Annotated in this window: 14 protein-coding genes; 3 read left to right on the top strand and 11 right to left on the bottom strand. The window is 42.6% G+C overall.

Annotation, left to right across the window (positions count from 1 at the left end):
* Window position 1: 1 nt before the first annotated feature.
* Together ACO06Y_RS18330 and ACO06Y_RS18325 are read right to left on the bottom strand one after the other, a co-directional pair.
* Window positions 2-1108 (bottom strand): alanine racemase, encoded by a 1107-nt coding sequence (locus tag ACO06Y_RS18330; RefSeq protein ID WP_422080469.1) that lies wholly within the window; start codon window positions 1106-1108, stop codon window positions 2-4.
* A complete protein-coding gene (locus ACO06Y_RS18325) occupies window positions 1108-1503 on the bottom strand; it encodes a RidA family protein (RefSeq protein WP_422080467.1) in 396 nt (131 codons plus the stop codon). The genes ACO06Y_RS18330 and ACO06Y_RS18325 overlap by 1 nt, the downstream gene beginning before the upstream one ends.
* A 226-nt stretch (window positions 1504-1729) precedes the next feature.
* Here ACO06Y_RS18325 and ACO06Y_RS18320 point away from each other — a divergent pair, with 226 nt between their 5' ends.
* The gene (locus ACO06Y_RS18320) at window positions 1730-2608 is read left to right on the top strand and encodes an AraC family transcriptional regulator (protein WP_422080466.1); all 879 of its coding nucleotides are present in this window, start codon (window positions 1730-1732) and stop codon (window positions 2606-2608) included.
* A 72-nt stretch (window positions 2609-2680) separates the two neighbouring features.
* On the opposite strand, the gene ACO06Y_RS18315 is transcribed toward ACO06Y_RS18320, so the two are convergent.
* From ACO06Y_RS18315 to ACO06Y_RS18275, 9 genes are all read right to left on the bottom strand, one after another.
* Window positions 2681-4162: an arylsulfatase gene (locus tag ACO06Y_RS18315; protein ID WP_422080465.1), complete on the bottom strand. Its 1482-nt coding sequence runs from the start codon at window positions 4160-4162 to the stop codon at window positions 2681-2683.
* Between the two features lie 13 nt (window positions 4163-4175).
* Entirely contained in the window at window positions 4176-5750 is a 1575-nt protein-coding gene (locus ACO06Y_RS18310) for a sulfatase (protein ID WP_422080464.1), read from the bottom strand.
* An 18-nt stretch (window positions 5751-5768) separates the two neighbouring features.
* On the bottom strand, window positions 5769-7505 hold the full coding sequence (locus ACO06Y_RS18305; RefSeq protein WP_422080463.1) for a sodium:solute symporter: 1737 nt from the start codon (window positions 7503-7505) through the stop codon (window positions 5769-5771).
* 105 nt (window positions 7506-7610) lie between these two features.
* A complete protein-coding gene (locus ACO06Y_RS18300) occupies window positions 7611-10142 on the bottom strand; it encodes a PIG-L family deacetylase (protein WP_422080462.1) in 2532 nt (843 codons plus the stop codon).
* Between the two features lie 89 nt (window positions 10143-10231).
* Window positions 10232-10777, bottom strand: a complete 546-nt coding sequence (locus ACO06Y_RS18295) for a mechanosensitive ion channel domain-containing protein (RefSeq protein ID WP_422080461.1) — start codon at window positions 10775-10777, stop codon at window positions 10232-10234.
* Between the two features lie 5 nt (window positions 10778-10782).
* Window positions 10783-11736: a septum formation inhibitor Maf gene (locus ACO06Y_RS18290; protein ID WP_422080460.1), complete on the bottom strand. Its 954-nt coding sequence runs from the start codon at window positions 11734-11736 to the stop codon at window positions 10783-10785.
* Between the two features lie 33 nt (window positions 11737-11769).
* Complete coding sequence (locus ACO06Y_RS18285) at window positions 11770-12357, bottom strand: Maf-like protein (protein ID WP_422080459.1); 588 nt, start codon at window positions 12355-12357, stop codon at window positions 11770-11772.
* 6 nt (window positions 12358-12363) lie between these two features.
* Window positions 12364-12891, bottom strand: coding sequence for a KdsC family phosphatase (locus ACO06Y_RS18280; RefSeq protein WP_422080458.1), 528 nt, complete (start codon window positions 12889-12891; stop codon window positions 12364-12366).
* Window positions 12875-13639 carry a Rossmann-like and DUF2520 domain-containing protein gene (locus ACO06Y_RS18275; protein ID WP_422080457.1) on the bottom strand — a complete coding sequence of 255 codons (765 nt, stop codon included), beginning with the start codon at window positions 13637-13639 and terminating at the stop codon, window positions 12875-12877. The genes ACO06Y_RS18280 and ACO06Y_RS18275 overlap by 17 nt, the downstream gene beginning before the upstream one ends.
* Window positions 13640-13780: 141 nt before the next feature.
* Here ACO06Y_RS18275 and ccsA point away from each other — a divergent pair, with 141 nt between their 5' ends.
* Window positions 13781-16969: a cytochrome c biogenesis protein CcsA gene (gene ccsA, locus ACO06Y_RS18270; protein WP_422080456.1), complete on the top strand. Its 3189-nt coding sequence runs from the start codon at window positions 13781-13783 to the stop codon at window positions 16967-16969.
* A gap of 105 nt (window positions 16970-17074) precedes the next feature.
* Window positions 17075-19774, top strand: coding sequence for a hypothetical protein (locus ACO06Y_RS18265; RefSeq protein ID WP_422080454.1), 2700 nt, complete (start codon window positions 17075-17077; stop codon window positions 19772-19774).
* Window positions 19775-19970 lie beyond the last annotated feature (196 nt).

Below are 19970 nucleotides of genomic sequence, written 5' to 3'. Positions count from 1 at the left end.
CTCAAACCATGATTTTTCTATTCCGTGCAGGTACTGTCCAAGTGTCTACAAAATTGCCTTCCCGTATTACTTCCAATGTTTCGTACAGGTTTACGGTGGGACATATGTGATAGGGAATGGCAAAAAAAGGTTGACCCACCCGATATTTGGATGTGTCCGGGACTTCCACGACCAAATGCTCCTCATACTGACCAACGATGCTTTGATTTTCCAAATCAAGGATTTCTACCCTAGGCTGTGGAGGATCCGCGGCAACGGCCTTACTGCCTAGGTCAAAACACAGTAAGTTTTCATTTACTATGGACACGATTCGTGTTAATAGAACTGCGGCCGGAACAAAGGGTAGCTCCGGATAATTATAGCGATAACCGGCATCCCAAAAGAAAATGGTACCAGGGCTACATTCTATTTCATCCTTTTTGGCATAATATGCGAACGAGGGGGAACCGCCCATTACCACTTTGATCTTCCTTTTTAGATAGGTCTGCACCTCCTGTCTTAAGTTTTTCATTTGCCCAAATATCCGATTTGATTCGGTCTTTCGGATATCCGTATCGGGAGAGTGTACATGTCCATCATAGCCATGTAATCCCGCGATATTGAGTCCTTCCAAATCGGAACACGCCCTTATCAAATCCAAGGTTTGTTCAGGTAAGATTCCAGTACGGTCCATTCCTAAATTAATGTCCACAAAAACATCCATGGGGTGTTCCTTGAATAGTTCGGACAAAAGTCTGGCGGAATCCATATTGTCGATGAGGGATGAAAAAATGGTCTTCGGATACATCTTTCGAAGTGCATCGAACCGTAAGGCTTTTACTTTTGAGAGCTGATAGCATAGCAACACGTCATGAACCCCTGCCATGGCCAAAAGCTCCGACTCTGAAATAGTACTGCTTTTAAAACGGCTTATACCTTGTTGCAATGCCATTTTTATTACCTCCGAACATTTCACGGTCTTCACATGGGGCCTTAAAACAGTATTTTGGCCCTTTGTCAGGTTACATGCGTTTTGAATGTTACGATGTATTAAATCCGGAAATACGAAAAGGGCAGGGGAATCTATGGTGTGGACGGCCTGAGTATGATATGGCTCACTACTGATCATTATTGACCGTTCGGCAATTTGAAAATGATATCGATCTCAACCTTAATGTTCTCTCCCAAGACGGATTGTACCGTGGTCCGGGCGGGTTTTATACCCGTAAAATATGTCGCGTACACCGCATTGAATTTATCAAAATCGTTGATGTCCCTTAAATGCACGGTACTTTTTAAGGCATCGTCCATTGTACCACCGGCCGTTTCCACAATGGCCTTTATATTATCCAATGTTCGCTTGGTCTCTTCTTCAATACTTCCCAATACAAATCGGGACGTCCCAAAATCTACGGATGCCTGGCCACTCAAAAATAGCATCCCGTTATAGGCTACTCCGTCCGAGTACGCGCCGGTTACAAAATTGGGATCGCGTTGGGGGTGAGTGATTTTTACTTTGTCCATGATATCCGTGGTTTGTGATATTTTTTAAGATTTACCGAAAAAGCCAAATAAAATTCAATTATCGTGGCTTTTTTGTGAGATTTTCTTTCAAATGTATTCGTATGCCTTCAAATTTAATAATATCAAAAACCGATAATCTAATACAAATAATTATATTTAGCTGTGAAAAAAGGGGTTTTTGTAGGGAAAACTTGAAGAAGAGTATCAATCAAAATTAGGGGTAGGAATGGAAACGACAGAGATCCGATTGTTCAAAGAATCCAATCAATCATTTATTTATCATATAGAGGAAAAGGCCTTTAGCATATATCACCATCATCCGGAGTACGAACTGGTATACATTAAAAGGGGAAGCGGGGTTCGTATTGTGGGAGACAACATTAGCGAATTCAAGGAGGGGGACCTTGTTTTTTTGGGATCGTATCTGCCCCATGTTTGGCGTTGTGATGCATCTTATAACAAGGCCGATGGAACGTTCACCGGAAAAGGATATGTTATTCAATTCTTAGAGGAATTCATAGGGGAACAATTCTTTGATCTACCCGAAAATAGGGGACTTAAAGCGTTTTTTTCGCATGCTTCCAGGGGATGCAGATTCTTTGGAAAGACCAAGGAAAGCCTTGTCCAAATTGTCTTAAGGATGCAACACATGAATCCCATACAACGCTTTTATTCCCTGTTCGGCATATTTGAGATATTGGCCACCACGGAGGAGTATGAGTTTATCTGTAGTCCTGTTTTTAGGGAAACAGATCATATGTCCGAAAGCGGCCCTATGCGGGATGTCGTGGAGTTTATTTTGAAAAACTTTAGGGAAGACATCAAATTACGGGATGTATTGGAAATTGCCAATATGTCCAATACCCAGTTTTTTCTGGCCTTTAAAAAGATGTATCGTATGCCGTTCAAAAGCTATTTGCTAAAATTGCGGATAGGGTATGCATGCCGCTTACTGGCCGAACCTAGCAATAATATTTCACAGGTAGCCTATGAATCCGGTTTTGAAAATCTTTCCAATTTTAACAGGCATTTTAAAGCCATAAAGGGATGTACGCCTACGGTATATCGTAAAAAACTTGAAAAGCCACTGGTCTCCAAATTCTAGCTTTTTAGAGACTTTTGAATGAGTCTTTCCCATACCGGGGTATCGGCAATCGATATCCCTTGACTCAAAAAACTAGTTTCCAGTAAAGGGAAAGTCGGGATTGTCCGTTCTTGAAGACTTCATTAAAGCTTCCATCTCCGAAACAATTTCAGGATGTTCCCCAGCAACGTTGTGCAATTCCTTGACGTCCTTGGACAGGTCATACAATTCTATGGGGGCATCGGGATTGTCATAAACGTTCAATCGAACTCCTTTCCAATCGTTCAATCGCACAGCCTGTTTCCCATTTTGTTCGTGGAATTCCCAGTAGAGATGCTTGTGTTTCTGTTGCCCATTCGTGTTCTTTAGTGTTAGAATCATCGAAATACCATCGATATTTTCTGGAATTTCCGCACCTACCAGTTCTGCCAATGTAGGCAGAATGTCCCAAAAAGCCGATATGTGATGGGTCTTTCGGTTCGGTTCAATAGTCCCGTGCCATTTGGCTATCATGGGTACCCTGATACCGCCCTCGTATAAATCCCTTTTCCGCCCTCGGACGATTCCTGAGCTATTGAAAAAATCCGGATCGGCCCCGCCTTCCATATGAGGTCCATTGTCACTCGTGAAGATGACCAAAGTGTTTTCCGCAATTCCAAGCTGATCCAGGAGTTGCACTATTTCGCCTATTTGCCTATCCAGGCGGGATACCATGGCCGCAAATGTGGCTCTTGGCTTTTCTTGGGAGGCATAGCCTTTAGGGTGGTAGTCGTCCGAACCATAATCGTTTCCCTTCCATCTAGAACCTGAGCTGTTGTTTTCTCCCCAGGGCTTTTCTTCAAAAGTGTTTTCAAAAGTCTCCCAAATTGAATCTTTGGGCACAATCAATTCTGCATGTGGAATTACGGAGGGTACATACAAAAAGAAAGGTCGCCCGGCATTACTTTTGATGAAATCCAGGGCCTTCCTGTGAATCAAATCGGGGGCGTAAAGTACGGTATTCTTGGTATCGTTACCATCGAGAACTACTTTTTGATCATTGTCCCATAAATGGGTAGGATAATAACGATGTGCTTGCCCTTGGCAATTGTAGCCATAGAATTGATCAAAGCCCTGTTTATTGGGATCCCCCTCGGTACCAATAAAACCAAGCCCCCATTTTCCAAAAGCACCTGTAGCATACCCGGCTTGTTTTAGTACTTCGGCCACGGTCAGAGCTTCCTCCTTTATAGGAAACTGGCCCTCTTCCGCATTGCTTTTATTTCCTCGTATTGGGGTATGACCGGTATGCATCCCGGTCATCAATGCAGATCTGGAAGGTGCACAGACCGTGCTTCCGGAATAATGTTGCGTAAACAGTAAGCCTTGTTTCGCCAATTTATCGATATTCGGGGTGCGGAATCTTTTCTGACCGTATATGCTTAAATCACCGTAACCCAAGTCATCGGCCAGAATATAGACGATATTCGGTTTTGAAGTTGCTGGAAGTTTTTCGTCCGTTTTTTCACCGTGTTGTTTACATCCTAAAAAAATAAGGACGTATATTAGAACCAAGGTAAAATTACATTTCCTCATAGTTCATTGGGTACTAATCCAGTTTGTCCTTTTCGAAATCAGAGTCATTGACCCAACCCGTGTCCATTTCCTCTCCGTTCATGAATCGCTCGTAGAAGTTACTTTCCTTACCTATATAGGGATAATTTTCAAAAATTTCGCCATTTCCCAAAATTCGTGGATCTTGTTGGGCCTTCAAGATTGTGACCAATAGTGCTGAAAGCTCCGCTTTTATGGGTTTCATTTCATCCATATCGGCCAGATTTTCCATACACAGGGGGTCGTTCTCTATCTGATAGAGTTCCTCCTCGGGCCGTTTTCCAAAGTTCATTTGCCAGTATTCTGTGTTTTCCCCACTTCGTCGCAAATCCAAAATAACCGTTTTTGTGGGAGAGCCATCCGTGTTGAGGTAGCCCGTTTCCGGGTTTCCTGCAGGCCACCTTGTAGGCTCAAAATTTTTAACGTACAAATAATTGTCCTTTACAATTCCACGGATAGGATACCCCTGATCGTTGGGCCTGCCCACATCGTGGCGTTCCTTCCCGAAAACGACAAAATCCCTGTTTGTTTCTACCTTTTCGTCTTGCGAATCGCTAAAAACATCGGTTAGGCTTTTGCCGGGAGTAGGGGCCATTTGGGTTTTCTCCCATTCCAGTCCAGCGATTTCCAAAAAGGTCGGTGCAAAGTCGATGAAACTAACATACTCTTGGACTGTCCTTCCTGGATTCTTGATTCCTTTGGGCCACATAATGGCCAACGGCAAATGGTTGGAAAGTTCATATTCCTGACCTTTTATACGGGGAAAGGGCATTCCGTTGTCCGCAGTGACCACAATAATCGTATTTTCCAATTGGTCGTTAGCTTCCAAAGTAGCGATTATTTTTTTCAGATGAAGGTCGAAGTATTCCACTTCATAGGCGTAATCCAACATATCCGTCCGGACGGTCTCGTTATCTGGCCAAAAGGCAGGAACTTCCTTGATCTCCGACAGTTCCTTTTTCCCCTTACCGATGCCGGTCCCATATTCATAGGCCCTATGGGGTTCATAACCTCCATACCAAAAACACCAAGGGCCGTTGGTAGGGGTACTATCTAGAAAAGCCTTGAAGTTTGCACTATAATCGTTTCCAGAGATTTTCGTGGTAGGCGGATTGGTTGTTACATCCTTAAATGCCTTTCCGGTAAGCTCACGGGGAGTACCGTCAGAGGACGTCGCCCTACCCGGGCCCCAGCCCTTGCCCGTAAACCCTGTAGTATATCCATTTTCCCCCAGTACTTCAACATAGCTTTTGAATTTAAGGGGAAAGGTATTCCAATGATTGGCGGCTTCCTCCAGTTGCCATGAATTGCGTCCGGTAAGAATTGCCGAGCGAGAGGGGGCGCATTTGGCGTTCGGGGTATAGGCGTTCATGAAGAGTAGGCCCTCCTTGGCCACCCTATCGAATGCCGGGGTCTTTACCCAGTTTGTCCCGTACGCACCCATATGGGGGAAGGAAGCATCGTCCGCGATACAGAACAAGATATTGGGTCGTTCGTCAACTTCAACTTTTTTTTCGGAACAGGAAACAAGGGTAAGGACAAAAAAGATCGTAATCGCAGTCAGTCTCATTTTAAGCTTTTGAATTAATTAGGGTAACTTCATGGACGGATTTTTCAACATCCTATCAAACGCTTCGAAAATTATGGCAATTAAAATAACCAGTGCCGATCCGATGAAGTTCAGCCACAGATAACCTAATTTTTCCTCTCCGGGCGGGTGGACATGTATTAGATTGTAGTACAGGACAAAAATGATCATCTGGGTTAACAGGGCCGCAAAAAATACCGCATTCCCCTTTACGAATTTCAAGAAAAAGGCCAGTAAAAATATACCCAATACGTTGCCATAAAATATAGAACCGATAATATTGACCAACTGGATCAAATTATCAAAAAGGTTGGCAATGCTCGCTATGGCAATTGCGATAACTCCCCAGAGAAGTGTAAATAATTTTGAAACGGTGACATAGTGTTTTTGGGTGAAATCCCCATTTTTATTACGCTTGTAAAGGTCAAGAGCCGTAATCGTTCCTAGGGCGTTGAGCTCCGAAGCGGTGGAGGACATGGCGGCCGAAAGGATGACCGCCAGGAGAAGACCGATTAAGCCTGTGGGTAGGTTATTCAAAATAAAATGAATGAAGACATAATCCTTATCGTTGGTCTCTACCACATTGTTCGCCTGTTGTATCAAGGCCCGCGCCGTAGCCCTGTTGGTACTGTCCTTTTTATTGATGTTCATAATCTGGCGCTCGGCTTCCTCGACCGCCGTATACTCCTTTAGCTCCAAAGCCATTGAGAACTTGTTTTGGGCCATTCTTTTTTCATCCTCCAATTTCTTTTGACCTTCTTGAAGTAATGTATAATCCTCGGCATATTCCGATTCCATTACCGCTTGTGTGGCAGAAGGATTAAAATTTAAGGGTGAGGGATTGTATTGATAGAATACAAAGACCATAACACCAACAAGAAGGATGAAGAATTGCATCGGAATCTTAAAGATGCCGTTAAAGACGAGACCCAACTGGCTTTCACGTAAAGATTTACCGGACAAATAGCGCTGAACCTGACTCTGATCCGTTCCAAAATAGGCCAATGCCAAAAATAGACCTCCAGTGATACCGCTCCAAAAGGTGTATCTACTTTTTGGGTCTAGGCTAAAATCCAGGATTTCCAATTTATTACTGGCACCTGCAACTTTCATGGCCTTATTAAAGGAAATGTCCGCAGGGAGATAGCCAAGAATAAAGAAGAAGGTAACGAACATGCCCAGCATTATCACAAACATTTGCTGTTTTTGGGTAACGCTTACGGCCTTTGTACCTCCTGAGACCGTATAAATAATAACCAATATGCCAATAATAATGTTAAGTGTACGCAAGTCCCACCCTAGAACGGCCGATAAAATTATGGACGGTGCAAAAATGGTAATGCCGGCAGCCAGACCTCGTTGTACCAAAAAAAGCACCGCCGCCAATGTACGGGTCTTAAGGTCAAAACGATTTTCCAAAAACTCATAGGCCGTGTAGACCTTTAGCTTATGATAGATCGGTACAAAGACCAAACAGATAATAACCATGGCTATAGGCAGGCCAAAGTAAAATTGCACAAACCCCATTCCATCATGGAAGGCCTGTCCCGGAGTGGACAGGAAGGTTATGGCACTGGCCTGTGTAGCCATTACAGAGAGACCTATTGTCCACCATTTGGCTTCATTTCCGCCACGGACGTATTCGTTTACATTTGCACTTCCCCGGGTTTTCCAGACCCCATAGGCGACTATGAACAATAAAGTTCCGGATAATATAATCCAATCTAAGGCTCCCATTTAGATATAGGCTGTCATTATATAGTAAAAGAAAAGAACATATATCAAGTTAAGGATCAAAACCAAGGAGTATTCTTTTTTCCAAACTAGTTTTTCCAGCATCGTCTATCCTTTTACCTCGGTTTCCGTATCGATCTTTTCTTTTCCCAGCGAAAGCATGTTCGAGAATAATTTATAGGCTCCGGAAACTCCGGCCGGTAGCTCCCTAAAAAAGCTTAGGCCAGTATAAATGTAGTAGCCTTTGCCATACGGAGCTACAATAAGGCTCCCGTTGGCCTTGGGTTCGCCCTGATCGTTCATGGACAGGATTGGGGTAAATTCCTTGGACCATTTATTGGGGAAATAAAGGCCACGTTCCTGTACCCATCCCTTAAAATCCTCATTGGTAATAGCGTTGGGAAAATTTACCAAAGGGTGATTCTTTGCCAAAATTTCTACGTTCGAATTTTCATCGGTAACCCTATCCCGGGATAATGTGATAGGGTAGGGGGCAATATTGGGAAATTGGGAGTCCCATCTCCCTGAAGTATTATATTGAACAATAAGGTTCCCGCCATTTTTGGCATAGTCCAACAAGTAGCGTTGCTTAAATTTTAATTCATCCACAACATTATAGGCCCGGATACCGACTACCAAGGCATCGAATTTCCTTAAGCTCTCCGAAGTAATATCCTTTGGGTCTACCAGATGCACGGTGTAACCGATTTGTTCCAAACTTTCGGGAACCTTATCGCCGGCACCCATGATATAACCGATATTTTCTCCGGTTTTTTGGATGTTCAACCGCACCACTTTGGCTTCCGATGGCAACAACACGGATTGGGTAGGAATATGGTCATAGGAAATGGTAACCAATTCCTTGGAGATTTCATTCCCATTGATCTTGACCAAAGGGGTAATATAGCTTTCATCCTCATAGGAGGGTGGTATCAATGAAAAGACCAAGGTTTGTTCGTCTCCCTTCTTTGCAATTTTAAAGGATTTGGTCTCTTGTTCAACCGTCCATCCTTTGGAAAACATAAGCTGGACCTTCCCTTCAACACCGTCGGCATGTGCTTTAACGGTAATAGGGATTTTTTTGGGCTCGGCATTGGCAAAAATCAAGACCTTATCATCAAAACGTGCCGTGGCTTCGGGCAAAATTTCAAAAGGACGATAAAGTTCCCCCTTGTCCCGTTCCGCATAGCGATGTACCACAGGCTTTTGAAAGGTTATGGAGATTCCATTGAAGTCGAGTACAAAACTGGCTTCAAAGGGCTTTGGTGTTTCCGGCTTTCCGATCCACTGTTGTTTTTTCACGGAATACATGCCTAGACTTCCTTTTTCGTTCAGCCAATAGGGACTGGTATATACTGTGTTTTTTGGAACATCGAGGTCGATGGTTAAATTTAATTTTTGATTTTCCTTTAGGGTGATGTCCTTTTCGTTCGCCATCTTACCGGAAAGTGAGACCGATTTCAGCACAACATCCACATTACTTCGATTAACGGCCTCTACGTTAATTTTAACCGATTTGCCCGGATTTGTATAAGACTCGTCGGCCGAAGCCTCAAGATAAAGCCCGGTAATGGCCAAAATGAGATTCTTGATTTCTTCGGATTTAATTTTTTGCCAGTGTGCATCCTTAAGTCCTTGGATCAATTCATAGGCCCGTAAAAGGTCATCGATATGTTCCGACGGATCTTTGAAATTGAAGTTTTCTTCCACTCGGGTCAGGATAGCACCAATGGCCGCTCCACCTTCCAAACGAGACCAGCTCGTATCCACCCCATCAAAAATATTGGTCTTATCCTTGGGCAGCGTACCTTTTACAAGCTCAAGATATTCCTTTTCCGATCCCCGGACAGACAAGGTGCCAAATCCTTGAGACCGATGTTGGCTTCTGGACCGGGCCGCTATTTCGTTATTGGAAGTACCGAGCAAGGGATAATAGGTGCCAATGTCCGCAGTCAACATATTGGACTTATCCGCCTTTTCAAAATTTTCCCTACTTCCATAGAACCACCAAAATGTATTGAAGAACAATCTTGTGGGTTGCCATGTCTCCGTATAGGTAAGCTGTTCGGGATATGCCTTGGGGTCTCCTGTCAAATCAAAGGCCTCGACGCTCAGCATGGCAGAAGAGGTGTGATGACCATGTGTACTTCCTGGAGTCCTATGATCAAAGCGATTGATGATGACATCCGGTTTAAAGTTCCGAATGGCCCAGACCACATCCGCCAAAACCTCGTTTTCGTCCCATATTTTCAATGTTTCCTGGGGGTGCTTGGAATAGCCAAAATCATTGGCCCGGGAAAAAATTTGTTCCCCTCCATCAATTCGACGGGCGGCCAATAGTTCCTGGGTACGGAGCACACCTAAAAGTTCCCTGAGCTCAGGGCCTATCATATTCTGTCCTCCATCTCCCCGCGTAAGCGATAAATAGGCCGTTCTGGCCTTTTTCTCATTGGCAAAATAGGATATAAGCCTTGTGTTTTCGTCATCGGGATGTGCCGCAACATAGAGGACAGATCCCAAAAAATTCAGCTTTTGCAGGGACTGAAAAATTTCGGAAGACGGAGATATTTTTGGGGTTTGGACATGGCCTTTGGACGGACTCAGCAGCAAAAAAGCAAAAAATACCAAAAAATGGCGCATATCAAAGGGTTTTGTTGGCAACCAAATATAGAAAGATTAAAATGGGATGGAATTACATTTAGAACTTCTTTAACAATCTAGCAAATTTCCTATTCCCCTTTAATTTCCTTGGTGGCATCGATGAGTGCGACAGCTTTTTGGAGAAGAAGATTGTTAGGATAGGTCAGTAGTTCGCCGTTGTTCTTTCGCAAATACATATGGTACGCTTTTATATCCTCTATAAGATATATCTCGTAATTTGCCTCGTTATCGGCGATATCCTTATCCATTATTTTTATGCGATCGCCGATTTTATAGGGAAAGGAAAAAAACAAAATGACCCCGGCGGTAATATTGCTTATAATAGACCATTGCGCAAAAAGTGCTACGCCGATTACCGCAAAAACGGAGGAAAATATAAGCCCCAAATCTTTTATGTTCACTCCCCATATTAAGGTTAAGGCTACTACACCAATGATGACAATGGCGATGGATACATATCTGATTATGAGTAAAGTACGGGCCTTATTAAGGTCGCTTATCTTACCTACTTTTCGAATGGTCTTCTCAAAGACAAACCTTAACACCAATAGGATGACCAAAGTAGCTACGGTTCCTATTAATTCAGTCCTGTAGTCGAAAAAAATGTTTTCCATAAAGATTACAATCCTAGACTATCACGTAAAGATACGTGCTCATTTCCATTTCTTTGCCAGTACGGGGATTTTATAGACTTGATTTTCTTGGCCCTTGAGGTCATTGTTTTTGCATTTTGGCCGTAACCACTGATAAAAGTTTCCGTCCAACCCTCAATAGTATGCGGGAAGGCGGTCGAAAATTTGATTTTAAGCGTTCGTTGTAATTCCGGATAGGCGATAGTATATGTACTTTCTGCGCCATTATCCACAAGACGGACACTGGCATCATAGGATTTTAATTCTTTATGGGACAGCCTTAAGTATTCCATTGAGGGCAAGATTTTAAAATTCCCCACAGGTAAACCTTTTGGATCGATTCGAATTTTGTTCCACAACTCGTTTTCCAAAGTGACTTTGTCCAAAGAGATGTTTTGATCAGCCTCCGATTCAAAGTAAGAGTGGGACTTAACCTCAAATTGATCTCTATTGTTCAATTGGGCGTAGACTTGTCCACACCATTCCTGTGCGGAAAAAGTAACCTTAAGCGAATGCTGGTTATCATGAACGGGATAAAAACTGCTGCTCATAATGGAATAGGGGTATACACCCGTAAGGTACTTTTTTGTGCTATTTAGTTTCAACACCGGGATATTATCCGATTTATGGGCATCGGCCTTTACCTGCTTATCGGCAGAAAAGGGCTCGGTGACGAAAACTAGAACAGCATGCCCATCCCGCATTTGCCCATATCGAGGCTGTTCCAAAGCATAGGAGGTTATCTCTGCCTGGCCGGAATACCAATAGTCCTTAAATTCTTGGGAAAGTTTCTTTTTAGGGTTTTCGGCAGTGGCTTTTATGCTTTCGTTCAAGGCGATGTCCTTGTTTTCTTTGGTACTTTTCTCCTTGCACGACTCCATAGTGGTCATTACAATTGCGAATAACACCACGGCCAATTCAAACTTGATCCATTTTTTCATTACGCTGGTTTTTTCAAAATTACCGAAAAAGCTTCAACCCGCCATGTCCATTAACGTTTTGTAGACCAAATGCGTGGGAAGGCCTACCACATTTGTATAAGACCCCTTTATTTTTTTAATACCGATTAGACCTATCCAATCCTGTATGCCATAACCTCCCGCCTTATCAAAAGGTTCATAGTTACTCACATAAAAACTGATTTCTTCTTTGGAGAGTTTTTTGAATTTTACCTGGGTAGTCTCAGAAACTGTCCTTTGTTCGGCAACGGTAGTAAAACATACCGAAGTGATAACCTCGTGCCAATCCCCTGAGAGTGTTTTGAGCATGTTGAAGGCTTCAGTTGTATTGGCCGGTTTGGCTAAGGATTTTTTGTTGTGCCAAACTATGGTATCCGAGGTTATTAAAATTTCATCGGGGTTGAGTGTACCATGGAAAGCGGTTGCCTTTAGTTGTGCCAAATAATTCGAAATTTCGCTACCCTTCAGCTGTTTGGGATACTTTTCGGCTATCGGCCTTGGCCTAATTTCAAAATCTACCCCAAGCTCCTTAAAAAACTGCTGTCGCCGTGGCGATCCCGAAGCTAAGATTAATGAATACCCTTTCAGTTTTCCTTGTAACATTCGGGCCTAAACCTTTTGGGTTTCAATAGAACTATACCAGTGTCCCTTCACTTTTAGCACCTGCTCAATTACGTCCCGTACACAACCATCACCTCCATTTTTGTGTGAAACATACTTGCAAATGGCCTTTACCTCCTGTACAGCATTTTGGGGGCATGTAGGAAGGGCTACCTGTTGCAAAGGGAGAATATCCGGTAAATCATCCCCCATGTACAGTACGTTATCCGGATGTATGCCCTGTACTTGCAAATACTCTTCCAAGGGTGCCGTTTTATAATGGGCTCCCATGTAAATGTGGCTGACTCCCAGTCCTTTTAAGCGTTCCCGGACCCCTTCATTGCTACCCGCGGTTATAATGCAAACATGGTAACCTTTGTTGATAGCTGTCTTAAGGGCATATCCGTCCCTAACGTTCATTCGTCTAAGCATTTCGCCCGAGGTGGTCACTAAAAGTGTACCGTCGGTAAACACTCCATCCACATCAAAGACAAAAGTGGTTATATCCTTTAGAATTTCCTTATAGTTTTTTTCCATAGGTCTGTTGTATGGATCGACTCAATAATCGGTAAATCTCTTTTTGGTTTTCTTCTTTTATTAAATTAATATGCTTTTGTAGGGTACCGGTATCCTTTCTACGTGCCGGCCCAGTCTGCGATTCATAGGGTGATAGCCTTTCGATTTTTTTTGAGGTTTCCAAAATCAAGGGTTTCAGGATATCGAAAGAGAGGTTGTTCTTTTCGCAAATTTCATGGGCAATATGGAACATATGATTGGAAAAATTGTTCGCAAAAACAGCCGCTAAATGCAACTTTTTACGTTGCTCAAAATCGACAAAATAAACCCTGTCGGAAATTAGGGAGGCCAAGGTATGCAAAAGTTGCCCATCCGCTTCGGTCTTGGTTTCCAGACAAATGGGAACTTCCTTAAAATCCGCGTGTTGTGTCTTGGTAAAAGTTTGCAGGGGATAAAAAATACCTGCCCTTGGGTTATCGGCCAATACGTCCAAAGAAACACTTCCCGAAGTATGGACAACCAGTCCTCCCTTGTTCTTGAGATATGGTGATACCTCGGGAATCGCATCATCGCTTACCGCAATGATGTACACATCCGCATCCATAAACGATTCGAAGTTTTGAGAGGTATTGGTTTTGCCCGCGAAATGGGCAAGTGTATTAGGATTACGTCCGATTACTTGGTTCACTGTGACCTCCTTCTGCGCTAAAAAAGCGTCCCATAGATGTTTGGCCACATTTCCTGAACCTAGTATGGAAATTGAAATCATATGCAAATTTAGAGATATTCTTGCACCTTTAATTCATTTATCTTTAACAGTTTTGTTTAAGCTTTTAATTTGTTCTTGTCATTTAAAAATCATAAAAACGCCTTATTTTTGCCTTCTTAATCCATATAATCCTCCGGCCAAATGACAAAATTGCTAAAAGAAATTTTCTTTTCCACACGTCTCATGGCTGTTCTGTTCCTGGTTTTTGCCACGGCCATGGCTTTCGGTACATTTATTGAGAGCCGTTATAGTACGGAGACTGCCAGAATTTGGATCTACAACGCTTGGTGGTTTGAGGTCATAATGGTCTTTTTTGTCATTAATTTTGTCGGTAACATATTTAAATACAAACTCCTACAGTGGAAAAAGTGGCCCGTGCTTGTCCTTCACCTTTCCTGGATCCTTATTATTCTAGGGGCCTTCGTTACAAGATATATTAGCTATGAAGGAATGATGCCCATTCGGGAGGGGAGTTCCGAAAACGTTTTTTATTCGGACAAAACTTATCTTAAGGCCTATGTAGATGGACAAATCAATGGGGAACCTAAACGTAAAATCCTTGAGGATGATTTGATCGTTACTGCAGAGGGTCTAAAATCGAACCTGCCGTGGAAGTTGGATTTTAATGGACAGCCTTTTACGATTTCCTATGTGGATTTCATTGATGGGGCCAAAGAAGGATTGATAGAGGACGAAAATGGAAATGAATATCTAAAGATTGTAGAAGCAGGGGATGGGCAACGACATGAGCACTATTTGGAAAGTGGCCAAGTGTCCAGTATCCATGGCGTATTGTTCGCTTTGAACAAGGAGACCGAAGGGGCCATAAACATTTTTACCACGGACGGCACTTACCAAATCCGCTCCTCTTTCGAAGGCAGCTTTCTCCGGATGGCAGATCAATTGCAAGGAACACTTGCAAAGGATAGTTTACAGAATTTACAATTGCGTTCCCTTTACAATACTGCCGGAATGCAATTTGTAATTCCGGAACCTGTGGTCAGAGGCTCCTATGGGGTGGTAAAGGTTCCCGAGTCCCAGATTACGGAAACTACTTTGGATGCTTTGGTAGTAGAGGTTTCATCAGGTGACGAGACGGTTCGGAAAAAGTTGTTGGGCGATAAGGGCACTTCGAATTTCACGGAGAAATTCAATGTTGGCGGACTCGATTTTATGTTAGGCTATGGCTCCAAGGTACATGAGCTCCCGTTTAGCATACAATTGAACGATTTTATCGCCGAAAAATATCCAGGTACCGAAAAAGGATATGCTTCCTTTATGAGCAAGATTACGGTTAGGGATGAACGGCCGTTCGACTATGATATCTTTATGAACCATGTATTGGATCATAAGGGATATCGATTTTTCCAATCCAGTTTCCATCCAGATGAAAAAGGAACAGTATTATCTGTAAACCATGACCTGTGGGGCACCTGGATTACCTATATAGGATACTTTCTGTTGTATTTTGGCTTATTGGGGATTATGTTTTTTGGCAAGACCCGTTTTAAAGATCTGGCCCAATCCCTGGAAAAGCTAAGAGTAAAGAAAGCGGCAATGACCATTCTGGTCTTATTGGGAGCGGTAATACCCACTTTGGGACAGGAACATTCTACAAACGATGGTCATAATCACAGTATCGGACCGGATCAAAAACGGATAGATTCCGTTTTAGCGGCTACCACGGTAACCAAGGAGCATGCCGAAAAATTTGGAAAATTGGTAATCCAGGACGAGGGAGGAAGGATGAAACCTATTAATACCTTCTCATCGGAACTGTTGCGAAAATTAAGCGGAAAGGATTCCTATAGGGACATGAATGCCGATCAAGTGTTTTTGTCCATGATGTTGAGTCCAGTGGCCTGGTACAATACAGAATTCATACGTCTTTCCAAGGATGTAAAAAATGATAGTATCAGACATGTCATCGGAGTTACCGAGAAACAAAAATATGTGAAGGCTACCGACTTTTTCGATGCAAACGGAAATTACAAACTGGAACCCCTTTTAAGGGATGCCACGGCTACCAATATTCCCAATAAATTTGAACAGGATTTTAAGGATGCCCATATCCGCGTCAGTTTGCTGAATCAAGCATTGAGTGGACAGATTATCAAGATTTTTCCACTGTTAAATGACGAAAACAACAAATGGATTTCTGCTGTGGAATATCGCAGTGGACAATTCCAGGTGGCCGATTCGCTCTATGCCAATTTTATCCAGAATGCACTTCCGTATTATTTGGGAACCCTACAAAGGGCCAAACAGACAGGGGATTATACCGAGGCGGACAAGCTTTTGGCTGCCTTCAAACAAAATCAATCGAATCACGGAAATGAAGTCCTGCCCTCGGAACAAAAAATTGATGTGGAAATAATCTATAACAGTCTAAACATTTTCGGTCGTTTGTGGTGGCTGTATTTAATGGTAGGGCTGTTCATGTTCTTGGTTTTGATTTTTAGGATTTTCAAGGATAGGGAAATTTGGAAGGTCGGCACCTATTTTTTAAAGGGAACTATTATACTCCTGTTCCTTTGGCACACGGCGGGATTGATATTACGCTGGTACATTTCCGGCCATGCCCCTTGGAGCAATGCCTATGAAAGTATTCTGTATGTAGCCTGGGCTACCGTTGCCATTGGATTGGCGTTCGGTAGAAAAAGCGAAATGACCATAGCTGCCTCTACTTTTGTGGGAGGTATGTTGTTGATGATTGCCAGTTGGAATTGGGTGGATCCGGCGATAGGAAATTTGGTACCTGTATTGGATAGCTATTGGTTAATGATACACGTGGCGGTCATTGTAGCAAGCTATGGGCCCTTGATCGTGGGAGGTATATTAGGATTGGTAAGTTTGTTGTTGATTATACTCACTACGAAAAAGAATAAGGAACGGATGGAAATCAATTTAAAGGAATTGACCATTATCAATGAATTGGCCCTTACCGTAGGATTGGTTATGCTTACTATTGGGAACTTTCTAGGTGGCCAATGGGCCAATGAGAGCTGGGGCCGTTATTGGGGCTGGGATCCCAAGGAAACCTGGGCCCTGATATCCATAATGGTCTATGCCTTTGTTATCCATACCCGCCTGGTGCCCGGGCTCCGCAACCGATGGTTGTTCAATTTTCTGAGCTTGGTCGCCATTGGAAGTATTATGATGACCTATTTTGGGGTAAATTATTATCTGGTCGGTCTCCATAGTTACGGCCAAAGCGGGGCAGCTGCCATTACCCCGAACTATGTTTGGCACATGGCGTTAGGGGCTCTGATTTTAGGAAGTATCAGCTACTGGCGGTATAGGGTGAATTATATGAAGACGAGCTCATGAATTAGAGGCCATTTTTGGCAGGTCTGAGGTTCTTTCTCTATTTTTAATATGATGAACCAACGGATTAGTCACATCTTGGCTTCAAAAACATGTCCAATACTCATTTTGGTAGGAATCTTGTATTTTTCTCCGCTCGTTGCCCAACAGGTCAAATCGCCCATTCCTACTGAAGTTGCCCATGCTTCTCGCGCCGAAAAAGTCTATCTGCAACTGGATAATACCACATACAACACCTCCCAGACCATATGGTTCAAAGCAATAGTCACGGATGCGATACATCATTTTCCCACTACAATTAGCAACGTTCTATATGTACAACTTATCGATATCGGACATCAAGAAATCGTGGATAAGAAAATATTAAAGCTAAAAAATGGTAAGGCAGATAGTTTTTTTCAATTGTTTCCGGACTATTCCTCAGGAATATATCAAATAAGGGCGTACACGGAGTGGAATAGAAATTTTGGGGAAGACTTTATTTTCACAAAATATATTAACCTGTTCGAATTTAAGGATAATAAGGCCCCTAAAAATATCATCAAGAACGTTAAAGTGACCCAAGTGAACGATCAAACGTTTAGGGTCCAAGCCAACGTTTTTCCTTCTCAGTTGGATAGTCTAAGTAATGGTAAATCTATACTATATGTGAGTTGGGAAGGGTTTAAGGATTCAATGGCATTGAGAACAAATAGAGATGGAACGGCCTTTTTGAATCATTCCGCTCCAACCAATGTTTCAATGATAAACTATGTTTTAAAGACCAAAAACAATGAGTATTCTAAATCCATCGTTTTGGACAAAGAACGTCATAAACTGGATTTCTTCCCCGAGGGAGGGGAACTGGTACATGGGCTTAAAAGCGTTGTGGGTTTTAAGGCCTTGAACTATATGGACGAAGGGAAAAAAGTAAGTGGTGATATCGTAGACGAAAATGAAAATACAATTGTTGAATTTACCAGCAACGATTTAGGAATGGGCAAGGTTGTTTTGGTGCCGGATATTGCAAAACGTTACTTTGGTAGGCTAAAGACCAAGAACGGGTCGGTATATAAGTATCCGTTACCGCGAACCTTAAAAGCTGGAACTGTAATGACGGTAGCCCAGGATAGATCATATTTGAGGATAAAGTTAGCATCCAATCGTTTTCCCAATGATAGTATGTTTATCCAAATCCGACAAAGGGGAGAACCCGTTTATCTGATGCGGGCAAAATTAAAGAATGGTGATTTTCAGCATGTTTTTCAAAAGAACATACTTCCCGACGGAATAAGCGAACTCACGGTATATGATAAAGATGGAGCCCCGGTTTGCGAACGACTGGTTTATATCAAAAAACCGGAAGGTAGGCTTCATATTTCCGCAAAAACTAAGAAGATGGTCTATAAACAAAGGGATAGTGTTCAGATAGAAATAGAATCTTCCCAAAATGGAAGACCCGAGACGGCCAATTTGTCCATAATGGTGATGGATAGTTCCTACTTTAGGGAAACCAATGTTTCTCCAAGTACTATTTTGTCGTACTTCTTATTGGAATCGGAACTTCGGGGTACAATTGAAACCCCCTCATATTACTTTGAGGAAGAAACCACTCCCGATGACTTAGAGGTTTTGTTGCTTACACAAGGATGGAGAAGGTATATATATGATGAACCATCCAGGCCTACATATATTCAACCGGAAAAAAGCTTAAGGATATCCGGTTATGTTGGAGGCCTTCGAAACAAAAAACACGGGAAAAGAGCACTCAATTTGACCATGATCGTGCTGGGGAATCAGACGGAAGTTCGGCAAACCACCTTGGATAGCACGGGACGTTTTGAGTTCCATATAAATGAGTCGTATGGTGATGGGAGGGATATTGTATTCCAGACCAGCAATTTGGCAGGCAAAAAGAAGAGTGTTCCTGTTCGCTTGGACAAAAAAAGGGAATTGGAAATTAGCTATGACGTAAAAAAGAACATAGCCCCTGTTGATAGTATTTTAGAAGGGCGTATGCAAAAAATAATTTCCCAAGTAAAGGCTTCCGACCCTTTTGAAATCTTGCCCAATACCATTGAATTGGACGAGGTAACCCTAAGCGGATACGAAATAACTCCGAAAAGGCAGGAGATGATGGACCTACACGGCCTTCCGGAGTTAGTGGTGGAGGACACTGAGTTGAAGAAAAAGGTGAAAAATTGGACATATGGACTCTATAGCCTATTATTGTTTAATTATGCAAGTGATTTGAATGTTTCCAGAGTGGGTAGCAATGGTGGCTTTTTTTATGCAAATGTTCACGGTGCAGGTTTCACCTATGTATTGGTAGATGGAATACCCGTACGTATCTCGAATTATAGATTGATTCAAAACATTCCCGTTAGCGAGGTTAAAAGTGTAGAAATAATTAAAACTGCCACGGCCAATAGGTATTTTGGTGAGGTATTTGGAAACCCTACAGGATTGCCTCCCGCATATCCGGCAATCCTTGCCATATATACCTATGCTGGAAAAGGATTGTTCGGGGTATTGACCAGGACCAAGGGTATTACAAGGGACATTGTCCCAGAATTTTCAACTCATCGCGAGTTTTATTCACCGAACCATAGCAATAGCTCCACATTCGATTGGAGTATCCCGGATCAGAGGAAGCTTATCCACTGGCAACCCGATATGGATACGGATGCTAATGGAAAGGCAACTGTTCATTTCTATAACGCGGATGCTACGGGAAAGATGCTCATTATCATAGAGGGGATTACGCAGAATGGCAAAATAGGATATCAGGAACTGGTTTATGAGGTAATGGAGGCCGAAACGCCATAAGGTCCACTTCCCAAAATGGGTATTACAATTATAACCCAATCACAGCTTGACCTGAGCCCAACCCGAACAAAAAACCGAAAAATAATATTTTACAACCGGTTTTTTGGAATTGATATGATGTTTTCAAGACCATGAAGTTATAGAAGTAATGTTTGCCAAAGATGTCATAGGGTTTAAGCTAAAAAGGTAATCTATA

It is taken from the genome of Ulvibacterium sp. (assembly GCF_965228935.1).
Taxonomy (GTDB): domain Bacteria; phylum Bacteroidota; class Bacteroidia; order Flavobacteriales; family Flavobacteriaceae; genus Ulvibacterium.
Note: the sequence above shows the minus strand (reverse complement) of the source record. Positions and strands in the feature narration are given on the sequence as shown.

Bases quoted from the DNA above. Each gene is read 5' to 3' on its own strand.
- ACO06Y_RS18330 (WP_422080469.1), bottom strand. From the start codon at position 1,108: ATGATCAGTAGTGAGCCATATCATACTCAGGCCGTCCACACCATAGAT.
- ACO06Y_RS18325 (WP_422080467.1), bottom strand. From the start codon at position 1,503: ATGGACAAAGTAAAAATCACTCACCCCCAACGCGATCCCAATTTTGTA.
- ACO06Y_RS18320 (WP_422080466.1), top strand. From the start codon at position 1,730: ATGGAAACGACAGAGATCCGATTGTTCAAAGAATCCAATCAATCATTT.
- ACO06Y_RS18315 (WP_422080465.1), bottom strand. From the start codon at position 4,162: ATGAGGAAATGTAATTTTACCTTGGTTCTAATATACGTCCTTATTTTT.
- ACO06Y_RS18310 (WP_422080464.1), bottom strand. From the start codon at position 5,750: ATGAGACTGACTGCGATTACGATCTTTTTTGTCCTTACCCTTGTTTCC.
- ACO06Y_RS18305 (WP_422080463.1), bottom strand. From the start codon at position 7,505: ATGGGAGCCTTAGATTGGATTATATTATCCGGAACTTTATTGTTCATA.
- ACO06Y_RS18300 (WP_422080462.1), bottom strand. From the start codon at position 10,142: ATGCGCCATTTTTTGGTATTTTTTGCTTTTTTGCTGCTGAGTCCGTCC.
- ACO06Y_RS18295 (WP_422080461.1), bottom strand. From the start codon at position 10,777: ATGGAAAACATTTTTTTCGACTACAGGACTGAATTAATAGGAACCGTA.
- ACO06Y_RS18290 (WP_422080460.1), bottom strand. From the start codon at position 11,736: ATGAAAAAATGGATCAAGTTTGAATTGGCCGTGGTGTTATTCGCAATT.
- ACO06Y_RS18285 (WP_422080459.1), bottom strand. From the start codon at position 12,357: ATGTTACAAGGAAAACTGAAAGGGTATTCATTAATCTTAGCTTCGGGA.
- ACO06Y_RS18280 (WP_422080458.1), bottom strand. From the start codon at position 12,891: ATGGAAAAAAACTATAAGGAAATTCTAAAGGATATAACCACTTTTGTC.
- ACO06Y_RS18275 (WP_422080457.1), bottom strand. From the start codon at position 13,639: ATGATTTCAATTTCCATACTAGGTTCAGGAAATGTGGCCAAACATCTA.
- ccsA (WP_422080456.1), top strand. From the start codon at position 13,781: ATGACAAAATTGCTAAAAGAAATTTTCTTTTCCACACGTCTCATGGCT.